At 27.7% G+C, this 21,515-nt stretch carries 17 protein-coding genes; 10 read left to right on the top strand and 7 right to left on the bottom strand.

Going from position 1 to position 21,515, the window contains the following annotated elements; translation table 11 throughout:
- Positions 1–672 precede the first annotated feature (672 nt).
- Entirely contained in the window at positions 673–1,371 is a 699-nt protein-coding gene (locus tag QZ306_RS08135; RefSeq protein ID WP_295162884.1) for a DUF554 domain-containing protein, read from the top strand.
- A 39-nt stretch (positions 1,372–1,410) separates the two neighbouring features.
- The gene (locus QZ306_RS08130) at positions 1,411–2,532 is read left to right on the top strand and encodes a hypothetical protein (protein ID WP_295162881.1); all 1,122 of its coding nucleotides are present in this window, start codon (positions 1,411–1,413) and stop codon (positions 2,530–2,532) included.
- Between the two features lie 116 nt (positions 2,533–2,648).
- On the opposite strand, the gene QZ306_RS08125 is transcribed toward QZ306_RS08130, so the two are convergent.
- From QZ306_RS08125 to QZ306_RS08105, 5 genes are all read right to left on the bottom strand, one after another.
- A complete protein-coding gene (locus QZ306_RS08125; protein WP_295162879.1) occupies positions 2,649–3,056 on the bottom strand; it encodes a hypothetical protein in 408 nt (135 codons plus the stop codon).
- Positions 3,057–3,064: 8 nt separating this feature from the next.
- On the bottom strand, positions 3,065–3,883 hold the full coding sequence (locus QZ306_RS08120; protein ID WP_295162877.1) for a PTS sugar transporter subunit IIA: 819 nt from the start codon (positions 3,881–3,883) through the stop codon (positions 3,065–3,067).
- 88 nt (positions 3,884–3,971) lie between these two features.
- On the bottom strand, positions 3,972–6,062 hold the full coding sequence (gene fusA, locus QZ306_RS08115; RefSeq protein ID WP_295162874.1) for an elongation factor G: 2,091 nt from the start codon (positions 6,060–6,062) through the stop codon (positions 3,972–3,974).
- A gap of 331 nt (positions 6,063–6,393) precedes the next feature.
- Positions 6,394–8,079 (bottom strand): amidohydrolase, encoded by a 1,686-nt coding sequence (locus QZ306_RS08110; RefSeq protein ID WP_295162872.1) that lies wholly within the window; start codon positions 8,077–8,079, stop codon positions 6,394–6,396.
- 171 nt (positions 8,080–8,250) lie between these two features.
- The gene (locus QZ306_RS08105; protein ID WP_295162870.1) at positions 8,251–10,869 is read right to left on the bottom strand and encodes a hypothetical protein; all 2,619 of its coding nucleotides are present in this window, start codon (positions 10,867–10,869) and stop codon (positions 8,251–8,253) included.
- Positions 10,870–11,621: 752 nt separating this feature from the next.
- Between QZ306_RS08105 and QZ306_RS08100 the strand changes: the two genes are divergently transcribed.
- Both QZ306_RS08100 and QZ306_RS10670 read left to right on the top strand, forming a co-directional pair.
- A complete protein-coding gene (locus QZ306_RS08100) occupies positions 11,622–15,365 on the top strand; it encodes a phosphoribosylformylglycinamidine synthase (RefSeq protein ID WP_295162868.1) in 3,744 nt (1,247 codons plus the stop codon).
- 36 nt (positions 15,366–15,401) lie between these two features.
- Positions 15,402–15,575 (top strand): HAD hydrolase family protein, encoded by a 174-nt coding sequence (locus QZ306_RS10670; protein WP_366142549.1) that lies wholly within the window; start codon positions 15,402–15,404, stop codon positions 15,573–15,575.
- 270 nt (positions 15,576–15,845) lie between these two features.
- On the opposite strand, the gene QZ306_RS08090 is transcribed toward QZ306_RS10670, so the two are convergent.
- On the bottom strand, positions 15,846–16,277 hold the full coding sequence (locus tag QZ306_RS08090; RefSeq protein ID WP_295162864.1) for a PepSY-like domain-containing protein: 432 nt from the start codon (positions 16,275–16,277) through the stop codon (positions 15,846–15,848).
- 358 nt (positions 16,278–16,635) lie between these two features.
- Here QZ306_RS08090 and QZ306_RS08085 point away from each other — a divergent pair, with 358 nt between their 5' ends.
- Complete coding sequence (locus tag QZ306_RS08085; protein WP_295162861.1) at positions 16,636–16,875, top strand: hypothetical protein; 240 nt, start codon at positions 16,636–16,638, stop codon at positions 16,873–16,875.
- Between the two features lie 28 nt (positions 16,876–16,903).
- Here QZ306_RS08085 and QZ306_RS08080 read toward each other — a convergent pair whose 3' ends face one another.
- The gene (locus tag QZ306_RS08080) at positions 16,904–17,377 is read right to left on the bottom strand and encodes an ankyrin repeat domain-containing protein (RefSeq protein ID WP_295162859.1); all 474 of its coding nucleotides are present in this window, start codon (positions 17,375–17,377) and stop codon (positions 16,904–16,906) included.
- 225 nt (positions 17,378–17,602) lie between these two features.
- On the opposite strand from QZ306_RS08080, the gene QZ306_RS08075 reads away from it, so the two are divergent.
- The 5 genes from QZ306_RS08075 to QZ306_RS08055 form a co-directional block, all read left to right on the top strand.
- Complete coding sequence (locus QZ306_RS08075) at positions 17,603–18,289, top strand: HEAT repeat domain-containing protein (RefSeq protein ID WP_295162857.1); 687 nt, start codon at positions 17,603–17,605, stop codon at positions 18,287–18,289.
- A gap of 254 nt (positions 18,290–18,543) precedes the next feature.
- Positions 18,544–19,554: an ATP-binding cassette domain-containing protein gene (locus QZ306_RS08070; RefSeq protein ID WP_295162854.1), complete on the top strand. Its 1,011-nt coding sequence runs from the start codon at positions 18,544–18,546 to the stop codon at positions 19,552–19,554.
- 15 nt (positions 19,555–19,569) lie between these two features.
- The gene (locus QZ306_RS08065; protein ID WP_295162852.1) at positions 19,570–20,277 is read left to right on the top strand and encodes an ABC transporter permease; all 708 of its coding nucleotides are present in this window, start codon (positions 19,570–19,572) and stop codon (positions 20,275–20,277) included.
- A gap of 17 nt (positions 20,278–20,294) precedes the next feature.
- Entirely contained in the window at positions 20,295–20,876 is a 582-nt protein-coding gene (locus QZ306_RS08060) for an ankyrin repeat domain-containing protein (protein ID WP_295162850.1), read from the top strand.
- A gap of 149 nt (positions 20,877–21,025) precedes the next feature.
- Positions 21,026–21,515: BspA family leucine-rich repeat surface protein (locus tag QZ306_RS08055; RefSeq protein WP_295162848.1), on the top strand; the 490-nt coding region annotated here is incomplete at its 3' end.

Genomic DNA, 21,515 nt, shown 5'->3' with positions numbered 1-21,515 from the left:
GATTATTTATAAACCCGCCGTAATCAGCCGAGTTCGAGCATAGCAATAATAAAAATAATAAAAAAATCGGTCATTGAACATAACAGCAATAAAAACTTTACCATCAATAAAAAATAATCTTTAAATAATGTAATTGTTTTTGTTCTGCTTTTTGACAAAAAGTAAACAGCTTTTTTGATTCTTTTTTATCTGCATAAAAAAGAACAAATAAATCAAATAATAAAATACAATCCCAGCAATATAGAATAATAAAAAATAGAAAAATAAATAAAAAAAGCGGAGCTCACATAGCAATAATAAAAATAATAAAAAAATCGGTCATTGAACATAACAGCAATAAAAACTTTACCATCAATAAAAAATAATCTTTAAATAATGTAATTGTTTTTGTTCTGCTTTTTGACAAAAAGTAAACAGCTTTTTTGATTCTTTTTTATCTGCATAAAAAAGAACAAATAAATCAAATAATAAAATACAATCCCAGCAATATAGAATAATAAAAAATAGAAAAATAAATAAAAAAAAGCGGAGCTCATATAGCAATAGCAATAATAAAAAAACTATAACTTATATAATTTATTAAAAATACTATTGATAAAATTGAAAATAAATATTATATTATTTTTTGTCTGATGAAAAAAATTAATTTATAATAATTATATGGATTTTATAATGATAGCGGTTTTTGTTAATATGATATCTGTTCTTATAGGAGCTATTATAGGACTTATATTTAAAAATAAATTATCTGAAAAATATGAAGTTTCTGTATTTACTGCTGCAGGAATTATATCTCTTACAATAGGCATAAGTATGGCGGTAATGACTAAGCGTATATTGATATTTGCAATATCTGTAATGCTTGGAGGAGTTACAGGTACATTTTTCAAAATAGAAGAGAAAATAGAATATTTAGGAGAGTTTTTTAAAAATAAATTTTCTTTTAAAGATAATTCAGGAAATTTTGCTTTAGGATTTGTTACTTCATCAATACTTTTTTGTTCTGGCTCTATGTCTGTACTTGGATCTTTTCAGGCTGGAACTCAAGGCATATATGATTTAATATTTACAAAAAGCATAATAGACGGATTTGTTGCCGTATTTATGTCGGCGGTTTACGGAATAGGAGTGGCTTTTTCTGCAATAAGCATATTTATTTATCAAGGATCTTTAACGCTTCTCTCATCTTTTCTTGAGTCTTATATTTCGGCGGCTATGCTTAATGAGGTTTCTGCTGTAGGAGGCGCTACTGTTATTATGATAGGCATAAATTTGTTAAAAATTGCTGAAATAAAGACAGGAGATTTTCTTCCTGCATTAATTTATTCTGTTCTGCTTGTTTTTCTTATACCTTATATTCAATTTTTATGATATAATATTAAAATATAAAATGTTAGGAGATATTATTTTATGGAAAGCATAGTAAAAGAATATATTGATTATACTAAAGAGAAATCTAATATTGATGAGGTAATAAATAAAAAAATTGTATCTCAGAATGATAAGTTTTTGAAATTAAAAGAATATTTGAGGGATAATCATGATAAAGAATTGGATATTTGCAAAGCGGTATCTTCTGAACTGGCTGATATGGATATATTAAAATCATATTATGCGGCAAATTTTGTAGGGCATATTATACATCATAGAGATATAATAGATGATGAAATAGGCAGGTCTATTATAAATTTATTTTTTAAAAATATAGATAATGCATGCAGATTTATAGAAAATGCATCTCAGCTTTATAATGTTGATGAAGATGAGCTTACGGAAGAAGATATAGCCAATATAAATATGGATATTATGTATAGATTGGATTATAAGCCTTTAGAAGCGTTTATTGGAATTGATATGATGATTGCGCCTGTTATGACTGTAATATGCTCCAATCAGAATTTAAGAAAATATTTTATAGATTTGGGACTTACAGATCATGTGGAATATTTGGAGGCTTATATACCTGCATTATCATATATACATATAGGAGCCGAAGCATGCCGTAAAACTAAGATTCTTGTGCTTGCTCCTAAGATGCAAAGGGGTTTTTATATAGAAGCTTCGGATATGAGCAATGGATATTATCTTATAACTTTATTAGAGGCTGAATTATATAAAAAAAATTTATTAAAAATATACGGAGTAGATAATTATGAGTTTAATGAAACCGTTTATGATATAGCTAGAGGCAAGGAACATCCAAAAGAATTAATAGAAACTGAGGCTCATCAGCAGTATTATACTATATATGCTATTCAAAAAGACGGATCTTATAATGTGGAAGATGAAAATGGAAAATTGGATTTAAATAAGATATTATACGGAGATATGTCTCCTGAAGAAATACCTGATTTAGAGAATACTCATATATTAATTATGGACAGCGAAGGAATGTGGACAAAACCTATAAAATGGGATATAAGCTATTTTTCAAAACCTCATCAAAAATTAAATCCTTATGTGAAAATATTAGATGAAATATCCGATGAAGATTATAATTCTTGGATAGAAAAAATAAAAAATTATAATTAATTATTTTTTATTGTTGCTAATAAAAATTGTTTGCTTAAATGTTCTGTCATTCTTAGAATGTCAGAAGCTCACAGTTTTTATAATTTAATCTTAACAATATTAAAAAATAATAATTTTTATATTATGGATGTTTTAAACTCTGAAATAAATGTGGAATCCTGATTGTCTTTTAATATTAATTTAGCGCTGTAAACTGCTGAAGGAAGATATCTGCCGTTTTTATCCAATCCTGACCATATACAATAAGCGGCGGTTTTATTAGTGATAATCATATCTTTTGAATATATTAAATCTCCGTTTTGAGAATATATTTCAAGCTTTGCACTTATAATTTCTCCTCTGCTTATAGAAGCTTTATACTGGGTATTTGTTTTATTAGAATTAAACGGATTAGGATAATTATAAAACTCGGATATGATTGAGCTAGGTTTATTCGGTGAGCATGAAATATAAAGGAAAGCTAAAAGAAGCATTATCAATATATTTCTTTTAGCTGTTCCTATTTTTAATAAATTATTTATCATTATTTTTATTAGTCAGTAGTGAATAATATTCTTCCGCAGTGGAAGCACATAATAATTTGATTTTGTCTTCTAACCTCATTAACGGTCATTTTAGGTATGGCTACATTGCAGGCGCTGCATTTGTAATTTTCTATTTTAGCTAAAGCCTCGCCTTTATTTTCTTTGATTCTTTTGTAATTTTCCAAAACAGATACATCAATTTTACTTAATATAGTATCTTTATATTTTTTATACTCCTCTAAAACAACATCGGATTTTTGCTGAGAGTGAGTTGAACTGTAAAGTTCATAAGCTTTAATTTGTATTTCAGCTCTTTCAAGTTCAATTAAAAATTTAATTTGTTTTTCAGCTTCAAATTTTTCATCTAATTTTTTGAAAGATTCTAAAACGGAAGATAATTCGCTGTAGCTTTTGGTAGCCATAACTTTATCAAGTATTTCTTTCTGATTAACTAAAAAGAAAATTTGAGAAAGATTAAGAAGATAATCCTGCGGATTGTCAATATCCGAAAGTATTGCAAATACAAGCTTAACAGGGCTTTTTTCATCAGAATCAGAATCATAGTTAATTTCATCTTTCAGAAAACCTACAAATATGTCTGTTTTTCCGTAATCTTGTATTCTTCCATGAGGAACTGCAACACCGTTTCCTATATTAGTTGTATATTCATCTTCTCTTTTTTTGAATGCATTGAATATAGCATCTGCAGATGCAGAAGCAATAGGTGCGATTTTTTCACTTAACGCTCTAAAAAGTGATTCTTTGTCTTTTGATTCCAAGTCTTCAAATACATGTTCTTTTGTGATTTTGTCAATTATTTTGAGCATACAATCTCCTAATTTTATACATATTATAATATTATATTATAGTATATGAAAAATATCAACTTTATTTTTATATATACTAAGTCTTATTTTATTCACCGCCTACAAGTAATACCTTTCTTTCCTCTATAACTTTATCGGCTAAAGGACCTGTAAGTTCTTGATAGTGGGAATGCTCCATTTCAAAAGTGCCTCTTCCCGAAGTAGATGCTTTCATTTCTGCAGAATAAGTAAGCATTTCGGAAAGAGGTACTTCTGCTTTAATCATTTGTACGGTATTAGATGCTTCTTCCATACCTAAAATTTTTCCTCTTTTACCAGTAAGTTCATTCATAATAGAGCCTGTGAACTCTTCAGGCACATAAACTGTAACTTTCATAATAGGTTCAAGTAATACGGGACCTGCATTTTTAAATGATTCTTTAGCCGCCATTGAACCTGCTATTCTGAATGATAATTCATTGGAATCCACATCATGATACTTGCCGTCATAAAGTCTTACTTTTATATCAACCATAGGATATTTTCCCAAAGGACCCTGAAGCATTGCATCCTGTATTCCTTTTTCAACTCCAGGTATATACTGCTTAGGTATGGAGCCTCCGAATATATCATTAATAAACTCATAGCCTCCGTCTCTTGGAAGAGGTTCGGATTCTAAATGAACTTCTCCGAACTGACCGTTTCCTCCCGATTGTTTCTTATGTCTGTACTGTGCCTGCGCCTTCTTTCTTATAGTCTCTCTGTAAGCTACTCTCGGCACACTCTGTTCTATTTCGGCTTTAGTAAGAGATATTACTCTGTCCAGCGCCAATTTTACCTGCAGAGATCCCATAGCTTTTATTATAGTTTCTTTAGTTTCGCTGTCATATTCTACATTAAATGTCAAATCCTCCTGAGAAATAGTATCAAGGACTTCAAGAGCTTTTATATCATTTTTTAGTATTTTTATCGCAGTAAAGTATATAGGCTGAGGTATTTTAAGAGGAAGGAATTGAAACGGAGAGCTTGGAGAGCTTATTGTATCAGCTGTTCTGCAGTCTGAAAGTTTTGCCAATACTCCTATATCTCCTGAAGTGATGGTGTCTGCTTCAATTTGTTTTTTTCCTCTTGCCATATATATATGAGAAACTTTTTCTTTTTTACCAGTTCTTGAATTATATATTTCGTCTCCGCTCTTTATGCTTCCTGAACGGATTTTAAAGAAGGATATTCTTCCAGCATATTGATCTATAGTGGTTTTGAATACAAATGCGGCAAAAGGATTATTGTCGCCTGATATTGATCTTGTAGAAGGCTTATTAGTTAAAAGATCTGTACCGTCTGTAACAGGAACATAAGAAGGAGAAGGCATATATCTTATTATTGTATCCAATACAGCCCCCATTCCTATATCTTTTACAGATGTTCCGAAAAGAATAGGAACAACTTTATATTGAAGTATTGATTTTGTTAAAGCTTCTATATATTCTTCGTCTGTGAACTTTCCTCCTTCTAAAAATCTTTCAGTAAGGCTGTCATCAACTTCGCATACTAATTCTTTTAATCTGTCGCGCGTGGATCTGTATTCATCATAATATTCTTCTGGTATTTCCGCCTCCACAATTTTACCTTTTTCATCTCTGAAATAAGCTTTATGATAAATAACATCTATTATACCTTTAAAATCTTTTCCGTTTCCCATAGGTATTTGTATAGGCACTACAGGAGGCTCTTTAAAATTATTTTCAATTTTTTCTAATAAAGCTTTATGATCAACCATTTCTTTATCTATTTTATTAATAAAAATTATTCTGGGTCTTCTGAAATTATTAGCCATCTGCCAATGTTTTTCCGTTTCTATTTGTATTGCGAATTCCGCATCTATTACAACAATGCATGATTCCGCCACTCTCAAAGCAGGGTTAATATCTCCGCTGAAATCTCCTGATCCGGGAATATCCAGCAGATTAATTTTATGATCTTTCCATTCTATAAAGCTTAAAGAAGTGCGGATTGACATTTTTTGTTTGATTTCTTCATCTGTATAATCGCTTACAGTAGTCCCTCTTGCAATTTCACCTTTCTTGTCAATACAATCAGCTCTAAAAAGCAGAGCTTCATTTAAAGTAGTTTTACCGCTGCCTACATGACCTAAAAGCGCAACATTACGAATATTTTCTGGGCTGTAAATTTTTCCCATAGACATTCCTCCTTTGATAACAGGTTATATTCTGATATAATAGATTATTTATTATATTATTTGATTTGTTTCTAAAAAAGCTTAAGGAATAAGCTGTTTCATAGAAAACTAAGCAATGCATGATAATTCAAGTATAGTAAAAAAAAAATCAAAAATCAAATTTTATTACCTATATAATTAAGGCATAGTTTTTCATTATAAAAAGCATAGCTGTATTAGTATTATAAGCATACTTAAAAAATAAATTATTATCATTTAAAATAAAAAATGTGCAGTAATATATTCTGCACATTTATTAATTAACCGCTATATATATTAAAAACTATAAAGCTTAATTTTTTTTATATAATGTTTTTCCTTCTTTAATAGTTTCAAGCACCTCTATATTTTTTATATCCATAGCATTGCAGGTTATGGGATTTCCGCTGAGTATTACTAAGTCTGCCAATTTGCCTTCTTCCAAAGTTCCTTTTATATCTTCTTCATTATTTTGATATGCTGCATTAATAGTTACAGCTTTTAATGCTTCATAAGGAGTAACTTTCTGATTTTCTCCTAGTAATATGCCGTCTTTTGTTATTCTATTTACGGCGCACCAAATAGTTTCAATCATATTAGGTTTAATTACAGGAGTATCCTGATGATATGTAAAGCTTAAATTATTATTTAATGCTGTTTTTGATGCGCTGATTTGAGAGGCTCTTTCCATACCAAGATTAGCTATATGAGTATCTCCCCAATAATAAATATGCGCTGCAAATATTGAAGGTATAATATTAAGATTGGACATAGAAGCATACTGTTCTTTCCGTATTATCTGGCTATGAACTAAAACAGCTCTGTAATTATTCGTTGTGTTTCTTTTTATCATAACATTACTGAATGCATTTATATATTGATCAGCCGCTGCATCTCCGTTGCAATGCGCCTGAAGCTGCATTTTATTGTCTAATGCTTTTTCAACATATTTTTCAACATCTGTATTATTATATATGCCGTATCCTCTGTATCCTGCAGGACCGCTTGCATAAGGTTTTTCAAGCCATGCCGTTTTTGCCTGAGGAGAACCATCCAGAAATATTTTATATCCTCCTATCTTAAATCTATTGCTGTAGTCTGCTGTCATACTTCTGTTGGATTCATATAGAAATGCCGAATTTTTCAGATCTATAAAACCTATAATGTCTATTTTAAATTTATTATTAGTTATCATATTATTTATAATAGGAAATTCAGCAGCTGAAATTAATGAATCCTGCGCTGTTGTAATACCGTATTTTAAATAAATATCTTCAGCCTGATTGATAAAATTCATTAAATCTTTATCAGTAAGCGGAAACTCTACATTCTGAGAATAATGCATAAAAGCCGTCTCTTCCATATATCCTGTAGGTTTTCTGCTGTTGGGATATCTTTCTATTACTCCTCCTTGTATATCAGGTGTATTTTCATTGACACCTAACTTCTCCAATGCTTTGGAATTCATAGCTCCTACATGTCCTGAAGCATGTGTTATAAATATAGGGTGTGTATCTGAAATTTTATCTAAATCATCTCTGTTCGGATTTTTTTTGTTTGGAAGCAGATTATTATCGTATCCGAAGCCTATTACCCAAGCATCGGATGGTAATTTATTTATTTCTATATAATTGGTAATTCTTTCTGCAATATCAAGCATACTTGAAGAGCCTGTCAAATCTGCGGTAGCAAGCGATTGGGCAAATCTTACTAAATGACTATGAGAATCTATAAATGAAGGCATTAAAGTTTTACCTTCTAAATCAATTATTTCTGCATATACATTATTTATCAGGCTTTTTTTATCTTCGTCTGTATATGCCACTTTCATTATGGTATTATCTCTAACTTCTACAGCTTTTGCATAAATAGTTTCTTCATTATCGCCTTTCATAGTAATTATATTACCATTATGATAAACTTTTATTTTATGAGTTACCTTATTGCAGGAATTAATTGATATAAATATTATTAATAATAAAAAAATAATCTTTTTCATTTTTACACCCATATATAGTTAGTTATTTATAATTGTATTATTTTATATAATTTTTTCATATTATATAAATCTTTATAATGAACAATAATATAAGCTATTTTCATTTTCAAATTATATAATAAATATAAATTATAACATTAATGCAAAAATAAAAAACAAATTTTAATGACTTTAGTCTATTTTTTTATATATGTATAAATTATATTTTTGATATTCAGTAAATATATTTGTATAATTTTGCTTTATAAAGATGTTAAAATTATTTATGCTAGATATATATTCATTATTAATATAAAAAGGAGGATCATATATTTTTTCCTCAGACATGAATATATATGGTTTTTTATCTAAAAATATCTTTATAGCATTACTATAACCAAATGAAGGGTTCCACCAATCACTAATATTTGGTAATATTAAAGAATTAGTCCAATTTAAATTAGCATAACCATATTCAAAATATCCGCCGAAAGAAGCTATACCATTATATCCGTATTTTTTCATAAATTCAGTTATAATTATATCTCTTCCATCATTTTTATTTTTATTAATCATATAATTGTAGAAAATGTTAGATACATTTGTTTCTTTAAAAATATTATTATCTAATTTATTTAAATATTTATAAAATATGTTATAATTATTTACAGACATAAACATAGTAAATACCATTCCTATTATGAATAATGATAATGTTACATTTGTAATTTGATTAAAATCTGTATTTTTATATACATTAAAATATATTATATGAAGTCTATATAATAAAAATGGTATTATTATTAATATCATTGGAAAAATTATTGTACTATTAAAAAAGGCAGTTCTATTTATACAATAAGAAAATACTCCTAATGCAGAAACTGAAATATATATTATTGCAGGATAATAATTTTTTATATTTTTATGATAATAATTTTTAAATATTTTCATTTCTTTTAGATAAAATAAGAACGGTATTAAAAAAATTAAAACAACTATAAGCCAATAATTAAATAATTTGTTAATTTTTATCTCTGTATTCTCCACTTGTCCTGATAATAATGGAAATAATAAATCTTTAATAGTTTGATGTTTTCCATGAAGTAAATGAATATTATAAATATTTAATATCATATAAGAAAATAAAATAGAAGCTATTAGAAAAATAAATTGTTTTATTATATTAAAATAGAATTCTTTATCTTTCAAAGTAAAGTCATAGCAATAAACATATATATTTGATATTAATAAAGATATTAATAATACAATTCCAGTTTCGGCATTCCATAAAATACTAAAAGAAGCTAATAAATATCCTATTATTAAAAATAATATATTTTTTTTAGATCCAACTATAATCATATATAATATCATAATACTCGGAAAAAATATTCTTATAGGTCTTATAGCTATATACTGTGAAGAAGATATAAAAAATATACTTGAAAACAATGTTAATAGTAAGCCTATAGTGATATAAAATTTATCTTTTACTAAAATAAATGTACCAAGTATTATAGATATAATTGATATTCCTGATAATATTGTAATTAAAATAGAATATATTTTTACATTAAAACCAAATATATGAAAAAATGGTTTCATAAATATTGCATAATGTCCAAGTATACTGTACATGTTTTGCTGATATGGAATATCATTATAAACCATAAATGCAGATGTAAAATGCGCCACATGATGCCATACATCATATACCTTAGGAAAATATTCACAATATATTATAAAAGATGCAAAAATTATTGCTAAACATATTGTTGTAAATTTATTAGTATTTTTTATTACAAATAAAAAAAGCAAAAAGGAAAATATTAATTCTATTAATAATAAATTAATATTTCTATTAATCAATAATTCATACCATGACTGTAAGAATGGATGATATTTCCATTCTTGCAGTTCAATGAATGTATTAAGCATTGATAATATAAAAGCTGTTAATATTACTAATACGATTATTGTACCTGAATAATTATAAAATGCTTTATTATGTATTTTGTTAAAATAATTTACTTTAATATTGCTTAAAAAATATAATGATAATGTAATTATAATTAAAGAAAATGCATATATTTTAATATCTTCAAAATTTAAAATTTTAAATATAAATATAGCTGTAATAGTTATTATTAATGAAATTAATAAATTATTTATGAAAATAAATATAGAATTGTAAGTATTTTTATCATAATTTTTAATTAAATTGTCATTATAAATAAAATCTTTAATTACAGATTGTATATATTTAATATTCAAAAAATTATTTTTAATTATGAATGTTATTAATAATATAACAGTAAGTATTAAATAAATACTAGATTTTATTTTTAAAATATAATTAATATTATCAATCTTTTCAAAATCTATTTTTTTATCAGAAATTAAATTTCCAAAAGGGCTTCCTGCTTCATCCATTTTCACTTCATTAATAAAATTATTTTCTTCTAAAATTTGATTTATAGCGGGATAAACAGCATAAATATCGCTGTTTCTAAAAAATTTACTGTAATATTTAATTTTAAAATTATAGATGTAATTTGTTATAAATTTATTGGTAAATATATAATTAGTTAAAGAATCATTATTTAATTTATTATCTATAGCGAAAGTTTTTTTAAACTCATCTATATTATATCCGTTTAATTCTAAAGTTTTATGTTCATCAAATTTGAATTCTGTTAAATATCCGATTCTTGTTTTATTTCCTAATGCAGAAAAAATTATTAAAGTAATTATAAATACTATTAATAATGATAAATATATTTTTATAAACAATTTATTGTTTTTCATAAATTACTTCTGTAAAATACATAGATTGTATTTAAATTGATAAATTTTTTGTATATTTTGATAAATTAGATTAAGAAATAACTTTTGTTTGTTTGTTTGTTTGTTTGTTTGTTTGTTTGTTTGTTTGTTTGTTTGTTTCATAATAAATACCATTATCTATAAACAGTATAGAATAAAATCAGAAAATAATCAAGTATAACAGTAATAATTTTTTTCATAGAAGAAGGACATACTGATTTAAGTATTATTTAATTTCTTAAAGAATAATATAAGCATATCATAATTTAAATCAGAATGTATTAATTTATGATTCCAAAAAATTATTATATGATATAACTCTTTGATTTGCTTTATCTAAAGTTAATTCTTATGCACAATAATCATAATTTTTTTGATCTCAGTTATAAGTACTTTCAGCTGATCCATTGTACCAAGTACTAGCAACTGGACTATAAAATCTTTTGATATGTTTATTCTTAAAAAATATATCTGATTGGTGTTCTATTTAAAACAAATTCTTGCAGTATATAAAATTAAATTATATTGTATAACTAAGTATAATGAATATAAAAATTTTATTATTATAAATATAATTTTATTAAAAATAATGTATTATAAAATATTTAATTAATAATTTAAATATAAATCAATAAATTAATTAATACTAAAAATCAAAATTGTAAAAAGTATTGATATAATAATCATTGCATATATAATTATTAAATCAAAAATTAATTTAGGAAATAATATCAATGAATTACCGTATCTTTATAGAAAAGAAAGAAGGCTTTGATTTGGAAGCTAAAAGATTGGAAAATCAATTAAAAGAAAATTTTAAAATAAAATGCTCCGTAAGGCTTCTTAATGTTTACGATATTTTTAATATAGAAGAAAATCAATTAAATAATTCCATTAAAGTAATATTTTCAGAGCCTCCCACTGATAAAGTTGTAGAAAAAAAGGATTTTGAAAATTTACAATATTTTGCTGTAGAATATCTGCCCGGACAATTCGATCAGAGAGCGGATTCTGCGCTTCAATGCTTAAAATTAATATATAATGATATAAAAGATACAGTTATAGTGAGCGGTAAAATTATAGTTTTTGACGGCGAAATAGATGAGGACACTATAGAAAAAATAAAAAAATTTTATATAAATCCTGTGGAGAGCAGGGAAAAAGATTTAAGCAAATTAGAAATAGAACCCTATCAAAAAGCTGACAGCATTAAAGATGCGGATAATTTTATTAATTTTAATACGGAAGAGCTTTATAAATATAAAGATAATCTTGATTTGGCTATGACTTATAAAGATATAGAGTTTGTTCAGGATTATTTTAAAAATGAAGAAAAAAGAAATCCTACTGAAACGGAAATAAAAGTTCTTGATACATACTGGTCTGATCACTGCAGGCATACAACATTTATGACAAAAATTAATAATGTAAAATTAGAAAATGATAAAAGCAGTTTTTCGGAAATTATATTAAATACTATTAACAGATATAATAATATGAGAAAAGAGATTTACGGAGAAGATGCAGATAAAAGAGATATTAATTTAATGGATATGGCTACAATATCGGCTAAATATATAAAGAAAAAAGGAAAACTTGAAGATTTAGAGATTTCAGAGGAGATAAATGCCTGTTCAATTTATATAGATGTTGATGCTTCAGATGAAAACGGAAAAAGCAAAACAGAAAAATATTTATTAATGTTTAAAAATGAAACCCATAATCACCCGACTGAAATTGAGCCGTTCGGTGGAGCTTCTACATGCTTGGGCGGCGCCATAAGAGATCCTCTTTCAGGAAGAAGCTATGTATATCAGGCTGTAAGAGTGACGGGAAGTGCAAACCCGTTGGAAAAATTAGAAGATACTTTGCCTGGAAAACTTCCTCAAAAGAAGATTACATCATTAGCAGCAGCAGGGTATTCTTCTTACGGCAATCAAATAGGACTTGCAACCTGTCTGGTTAATGAAATATATGATGAAGGATATAAGGCAAAAAGGCTTGAAGTCGGAGCCGTTGTTGGAGCGGTTCCTGTAAATTATGTAAGGAGAGAAAAACCTAAAGCCGGAGATATTGTTATAGTGCTTGGCGGAAGAACGGGAAGAGACGGATGCGGAGGTGCTACAGGTTCATCAAAGAGTCATACAGATACATCTTTGAGACTTTGCGGCTGCGAAGTTCAGAAAGGAAATGCTCCTGAAGAGAGAAAAATACAGAGATTATTTAGAAATAAAGAGGCTCTGAAATTGATAAAAAAATGCAATGACTTTGGAGCGGGCGGCGTATCCGTTGCTATGGGAGAATTATCCGAAGGCATAGATATTAATTTAGATGTTCTGCCTGTTAAATATTTAGGCTTAAACGGCACCGAGCTTGCAATATCAGAATCGCAGGAGAGAATGGCTGCAGTAGTTGAAAGCAGAGATGCGGATAATTTTATAAAACTTGCAAATGAAGAAAATATTGAAGCTGAAAAAGCTGCTGTAATAACCGATACAGGAAGACTTGTAATGTATTTAAAAGGCATAAAAATTGCAGATATAAGCCGTAAGTTTTTAGACACCAACGGAGCCAAACAGTCAACTGATGTTTTGCTTAAAGATATTAATTTTGAAAATAATCCTTTCAGCACAAAAAATGCATGTTCATTAAAATATCATTGGTTTAATATGATGGAGGATTTAAATGTGGCGTCTCAAAAAGGTCTTGCTGAAATGTTTGATTCTTCAATAGGAGCATCAACAGTATTAATGCCTTTCGGAGGAAAATATCAAATGACTCCGATTGATGTAAGTATTCAGAAAATACCTATATTCGGTAATAGTGTAAAAGAAATAAATACAGCTTCCGCTATTACTTGGGGGTATAATCCTTCAATAATGAAATGGTCTGAGTTTCATGGGGGTATATACTCTGTAATAGAATCAATGTCAAAGCTTGTTTGTGCAGGAGCAGATTATAAAAATATAAGGCTTTCATTTCAGGAATATTTTGAAAAGCTTGGTAATGATGCAGTAAAATGGGGTAAAGTTTACTCAGCACTTTTAGGTACGATATATGTGCAGAGCGAATTTGATATACCTGCAATAGGCGGCAAAGATTCTATGAGCGGTACTTTTAATAATATATCCGTACCTTCTACTTTGATATCATTTGCAGTATCCACTGTAAACTCCGAATATGTAATTTCTCCCGAGTTCAAATCTTTTAATAATTATGTTTATCTGATAAAGCATAATATGAAAGAAAATTATATGCCTAATATTGAAGAGATAAAAGAAAACTTCAGCTTTATGCATGAAAATATAAAAAACAGAAAAATATTATCGGCATATGCAATTAAATTCGGGGGAATTGCCGAAGCGGTTACAAAAATGGCTTTCGGAAACAGAATAGGTATTGATATAAAAGAAGAGCATCATTTTTTTAATCTTATGCCCGCTTCATTTATAGTGGAAACTAAAGAAGAGATTGATTATAAAAATGCCGTTTTAATAGGAAAAACAATAGATAAATATAAAATAAGAGTATGCGGAGAAGTAATAGATTTGGAGGAAATAGAAAAATCATGGCTTGAAAAGTTATCAAGTGTATTTCCTTATAAAACCTATGAAGATATAGAAACCTATCCCGCTTCATATTATGAAGCTAAAACTCCATTTATATGCAAAAATAAAAAGGCTAAGCCTAATGTTTTAATAGCTTCGTTTTTAGGAACAAACTGCGAATATGACACTCAAAAAGCTTTTTATGATTCTGGAGCCCATGCTGATATTTTTGTGTTTAGGAATATAAAACCTGAGTACATAAAAGAATCTATTGAGTATATGTCAAAAAAAATAGATAACTCGCAAATATTTATGATACCGGGAGGATTCAGCGCAGCAGATGAGCCTGATGGTTCTGGAAAGTTTATATCTGCAATACTTTCAAATGAAAAGATAAAAACTTCTATATATAAATTGTTAGAAAGAGACGGTCTTATTCTCGGTATATGCAATGGTTTTCAGGCATTAATAAAATCTGGACTTCTTCCTTACGGCAGGATAGGAGATATTAATGAAAACTCTCCAACTCTTACATTTAATAAAATAGGAAGACATATTTCTCAAATGGTAACAGTAAAGGTTATGTCAAATAATTCTCCTTGGCTTTACAGCATACCTGTTGGAAGCGAATTAGTTATTCCCGTTTCTCATGGAGAGGGGAGATTCTTTGCAGATGAAGGCATAATAGAAGAGTTAATAAAAAAAGGACAAGTTGCAACACAATATGTTAATTTCAAATCTGTTCCTACCAATGAGTTTAGATTTAATCCGAACGGATCCGTTTATGCTGTAGAGGGCATACTATCAGAAGACGGAAAAATATTCGGAAAGATGGGACATAGCGAAAGATACGGAAATAATTTGTACAAAAATACTATCGCAAAAGATATTTATAATATTTTTGAAAATGGCGTAAATTATTTTAAATAAAAATACTGCTTTTTAAATTAGATATTTAAAATTTGCTTGTTTTTACTATATTCATTAAGGAATTTTTTAAATGTATATTTTAAAAGAAAAATAAAATTTATAGCCTCGGATTTGGACGGTACTTTGCTTAACAGCAGTAAAGAAATAACTCAGTATAATCATAAGATTATTAATGATTATAATATAGAGTTTATATTATCAAGCAGATGACATTTTGACGGAATAAAAAATTATAATAAAATTTTGGGAAATAATAATTATTCTATTATTTTTTCAGCCTGCCAAGGAAACTGCGGGCAGAGCTTTAAATATTATGAAAGAAAAATCATTGGAGAATGTAAATGTAGAAAAGAATAAAAAAGCTTATAAAGTCTATGTTGGAAAATAAAGAGATTAGTTATCATTAATTATTTTAGTATAACATAATACAATAAAAAATAAGGACTGACAAATAAAATGCCAGTCCTGCTTGTTTTGTTATTATAGTTTATCTCCTACAATTTTGCCTGTATTATCAATATATACTTCTCTATTGTTTCCTAATTTTAATTTATAGCTAAGATATTCTTTACTGATTTCTAATACTGCAACTCTCGGATATTTTGTTTCAACAGCGCTTAATATATTAGCAGGAATAAATTTAGTAGGTATAGGTTTATTATTTCCTGATACATCAGTCCAATTTCCGTCTTTATCAAAATCAATTTCAGCTCCGCTTTCTAACTCAGCTGTAAAACTGTTTCTGTCTTTTTCAGCATATACTATTTGATCTGAAGGAAAATTAGATTTTATAAAATCTTGGGCATTTTTAGGTAATTGATTAGCCTGTATTGCTATATCAGCAAAAGCACTAACAGCAGAAAACATCATTATAGATGCAGTTAAGATAATTTTTTTTAGATTTTTTTTCATAAGATTGCTCCTTTATTTTTTGTTATAAAGATATAATAGCATATTATTATATAAATGTCAAGTTTTTTTACATTATTTTTTAATAAATTTTACTTTTTTATTAAAAAAGTAAAAAAAAAGTAAAAAAAATAGTATTATGTAAATATTTTTTATAGAAAACTGAGATAAAATACATCTCTTATTTCAATTAATTTAATTAAATAATAATTTTATTTTGATTACATTGACGCTTAATTTTATTTATATATATTTTTTTTGTTTTATTAATATAAAATTTTTATAATGGCTTTAAGAAAAAATATTGACTTTTCATATAAAAATATTATATTTTTTTACTATAAAGCAAATAGGAGAAATTATGGAGCATAATATTATAGACGGATATAGAAAAATAGAAGGTAATTATCCCACTTATAGAGAATATTTAATACATTTTTATTGCAAAGACTGTTCTAATTTCTGGGCAGTAGATGATAAAGAGATTAATATATCGGAAGATGATGATATCGCTCAAATAGATGATATAATTGAAGATTCAGTATCGCATTGTCCTATATGCGGCTCTACAAATATAACAAGAAGCAACAATAATAATTAATAAAAATTATTTATTAGAGAAGATATATTTAATTTTTCTTAAATATTTTTTCTATAAAATTGCTTATTTCTTTATATCCCATATCCGCAGCTATATTAGATGCATCTTTATTATCTTCGTTTTTTATTCTGATATCGGCTCCTTTTTCTATTAATAGCTGAGAGGCTTTTATATTATTGTTTTTTATAGCTATTATTAAAGCGCTGTCTCCTTTTACATCAGTTTCATTTATGTCTGCACCGTTTTTCAATAAATATTCAATAGTTTCTACAGCTCCGTCTTCCGCAGCGTACATTAAAGGTGTTCTGTTGCTGAAATCCTTTGAATTTATATTTACTCCAGAAGATATTAATTTTTTGATTTTATTTAAATCTCCGTAAAGACAGGCTATATGAATATTATCCAAATTTTCTATTTTTATGTTCTTTGTTATTTTTTTTATAATAGGCCACAAAACTATTACAGCTAAAATTGAAACTATAATTATAGTATTGTAATTCATTTCTGCTTCCAATTTTATAAAATTATACGGACGGTATTTTTATAATAACAATATAAAATTATTTAAGTAAAATTGTTTTACTTAAAATAAATAACTTTTACATATTCAATTAGAAAATAACATATATTTATATAGATTATTTTTTTATAAATTTATTAAATTTGCTTGCAATTATTGTATAATAATAGTATTATTATACAACTTAATATACTAAGGGGTTGTATAATGCTCAAGAAACTATTTATTGTAACATTAATGTCTGCATTTTCTTTATTTTCTGTTTTTGCTCAGGAAGCATCTGCAGGCAATAAGCCTAGAGAAGAATTATCACAAAATTTTGTGAATGCTTTAGCAAATCAAGATGAAAAGCTTTTAATATCTGCTATAGAAGGCGGAAGTCCTCATGTTAAAGCCTTATGTTTTAAAGCTTTAAGCGAAAAAGGCGCTAATTCCGAAAATTTAATTGCGGCAATTAATAGATATGTAAATTACGGTTTAGATGTCCCCTTCAGCCAAAATTCCGATTCTATGGTTCGTTATCAGGCTCTGCAGGCAGCTAAAGCCGCTAAATCGGAAAGTTCAGTAAAATATATATCTCAAATGCTATATTCCGAACAGGAAGTTTCTAATATTATAGCAGCCGCTCAGACATTGGGAGAAATAGGAAGTTCTAAAGGTGTCGCTGCTTTGCTTTTCCAATTAAGACTGGCTAAAACTCAGGCTATAGTTTATGAAGTTGCAGTTGCTTTGGGTAAAATAGGCGATCAGGCTGCTTTAAGCGATTTAATAGATTTAGCTCAAAATGAGCAGTATTTTGTAGTTGTAAGACAAGCTGCTGTTGATGCTATTAAAAATATTAAGCCTTCCTCATCAAACGGAGGAAATACGGCTTCGGATACTGCAGCTCAGTAATAAAACATTAATTTTATTTTATATAAAAAAGTCTGTCATATATTAGGCAGGCTTTTTTTATTTGTTTTTTATAATAGTTAAATATTGTTTTCTATTATTTTTTTACAGCGTATTATACATATTTATAATTTTTTATTACTGAAAAATTATTATTTTGCGATAATATAATAATTAACATGTATATTGATAAATAAAAATTTTGCTGTTATAATGCAGCATTCTTTTAATTAGAATAAATATTTAAAGGGTTATTGATGATAAAAGTTGATAATATTGTTAAGTATTACGGAGAGCATCTTGCACTTAAAGGCGTATCATATACCATAAACAAGGGAGAGATAGTAGGATTTTTAGGGCCTAACGGAGCTGGAAAAAGCACTATGATGCGTATAATTACAGGTTATCTTCCTGCAACTAGCGGATATGTTTATTTAGACGATTATGAGGTTTATGACAATCCTATAGAAATTAAAAAAAGAATAGGATATACTCCTGAAAATGTTTCGTTATATACCGAAATGACGGTCATAGATTATCTAAGGTTCTGCGCTAAACTTAAGGGAATACCTAATAAGCATATAAAAACTGCTTTGGAAAATACTATAGAAATAACAGGACTTACAAAATCTAGAAATAGAATAATAGGTCATCTTTCAAAAGGCTACAGGCAAAGAACTGCTATAGCTCAGGCAATAATACATGATCCTGAAGTTTTAATATTGGACGAACCTACAAGCGGACTTGACCCCAATCAATTAATAGAAGTAAGATCTTTGATTAAAAGCTTAGGAGGTACAAGGACCGTTATACTTTCTACGCATATATTAAGCGAAGTTGAAGATACCTGCGAAAGAGCTTTGATTATAGACAGCGGAGAATTAATAGCAGAAGATACTATTGAAGGCTTAAAAATGGCTATGGACAGAGAAATATTGGGAGGAAATATAGAACTTAAAGTATCTGGAAGATATAATGATGCACTTTTATGTGTTAGGGAGGTTGATGGCGTTGTACAGGCTGAGTCCAATTCCTACGGAGATATTTTAATAGAGTGTGAAAGAGGCAACGATTCAAGAGCGGCTATAGTTAGGCATTTAGTTAATAATAACTTTGATGTTTTAGAAATTAGGGCTAAAGAAAGATCATTGGAAGAGGTATTTATTTACTTTACAGATAAGAAGAAGAACGAAGATTTTGACAGAGCTAAATATATCAGAGATTTATCTTCCGAAGCTAAAACTGAAGAAGAAGCAGTTAATAATTAAATAAGAGGTTATAATATGAGAAATGTATATGCTGTATTTTCAAGGGAAATTCAATCTTTTTATGTATCATCGCTTTATTATATATTAGGGTTTATATACCTAGCTTTAACAGGATATTTTTTTACTATAGAAATCTATTATAGCAGATTGGCTGTTATGGAAAATACTATGTATAATATTGGATTTTTTACAATATTATTTCTTTCCATACTTTGTATGAAGCTTATAGCTGAAGAAAGAGCTTCAGGTACTTTTGAGCTTATAATGACCGCTCCAATTACTTCGCTTCAGTATGTTTTGGGAAAATATTTATCCGTACTTGTAGTATATGCTTCTCTTTTAGCTATGACTTTTGTATATCCTATACTTCTAATGATATTCGGAAAACCTGATATCGGAGTTATATTCAGCGGTTATTTGGGATTATTTCTCTTGGGAACTGCCATTTTAGGACTTGGACTTATTGCAACAAGCATATCTAAGAGCCAGTTAGTAGCCGCTATTTTAGGCGTATCTATGGGGATATTTGCATATATTATAAATTGGCTTAGCGAGATGTTTACAGGCGCAAGCAAAATATTAAATGCGGTATCCGTAACAACATATTTTTCTGATTTTACAAAAGGTATGATAGATATACAAAATGTTATATTTTTTCTTATTTGGGCTGTTGCATGTATATCCATATCCACTATGTTTGTAGAATCATATAAATGGCAGTAATTATTATAAAGGTTTAAATGTCTTTGATAGTCGAGTATGTAAAAAATAACGATTTTGATAATGTAAAAAAATATCTGGAACATAACAGCTCATTAGCAGATGCAAGAGATGAAGAGTCTAAGTTTACATTGCTTATGATTTGCGCTAAAAATGGATATTTTGATATAGCCAAGCTTTTAGTAGAGGAAGGGGCTGATATCAATGCAAGAAGCAGAACGGGAATAACCGCATTGATGTTTGCCTGTGCAGAAAAACAAAGGCGTATAGCATTATATTTAATAGACTGCGGCGCAGATGTAAATTTAAGAGACAGACCTTTATTTTCAGCTTTGCTTTATGCTTCTCTTACAAAAGAATATGATATAATAAGAGCATTAATTGAAGCGGGAGCTGATGTTAATGCAGAAAATTTCAAACTTACAACTCCTTTAATGTTTTGTGCAGGTGTTAATGATATAGATGCAGTGAAATTGTTAATTGAAAACGGAGCGGATATAGAGCATAAAAATAAAGACGGAGAGAGAGCATTAGAGTTTGCACTTCGTAAAAATCAAAAAGAAGCCTCAGATTTTTTAAAAACAGTTTCTGAATTATCTTAAATATTAATTTAATAGGATATGTATATAATTCTTAAATACTAAATTATATACTTGATTTATTTTTTTATATAGTATATATTAATATTTATTTTAAAATTAAAAAACTGTTATGCAGAAAAACTTTTTAGTAAATACAAGGAAATCAAAAAATGGAAAAAAAATTTAAACCTGAAACAAAAGAAGAATTAAAAAAATTAACTGAAGATGAAAATATTAATCTAGGCAGTATTGATACAAGCTTAATAACTGATATGAGTGAACTATTTTATGATATAAAAAGAAAAGATTTTTCAGGAATAGAAACTTGGGATACTTCCAATGTTATAAATATGGAAGATATGTTTTTGTTTGCATCAGAATTTAATCAGCCTTTAAATAAATGGGATACTTCTAAAGTAAAAAGTATGTATGGTATGTTTAACAGAGCTGAAAGTTTTAATCAGCCATTAAATAATTGGGATACCTCTAAAGTTGAGGATATGGGAGGTATGTTTTATGGAGCAAAAAGTTTTAATCAGGCTTTAAATAGCTGGGATACATCTAATGTTGAAAATATGAGCGGTATGTTTTCTGGAGCCTTAGAGTTTAATCAGCCTTTAAATAAATGGGATACTTCTAAAGTAAAAAGTATGTATGGTA

Origin of the sequence: uncultured Brachyspira sp. (assembly GCF_910588665.1) — a bacterium.
Taxonomy (GTDB): Bacteria; Spirochaetota; Brachyspiria; order Brachyspirales; family Brachyspiraceae; genus Brachyspira.
Note: the sequence above shows the minus strand (reverse complement) of the source record. Positions and strands in the feature narration are given on the sequence as shown.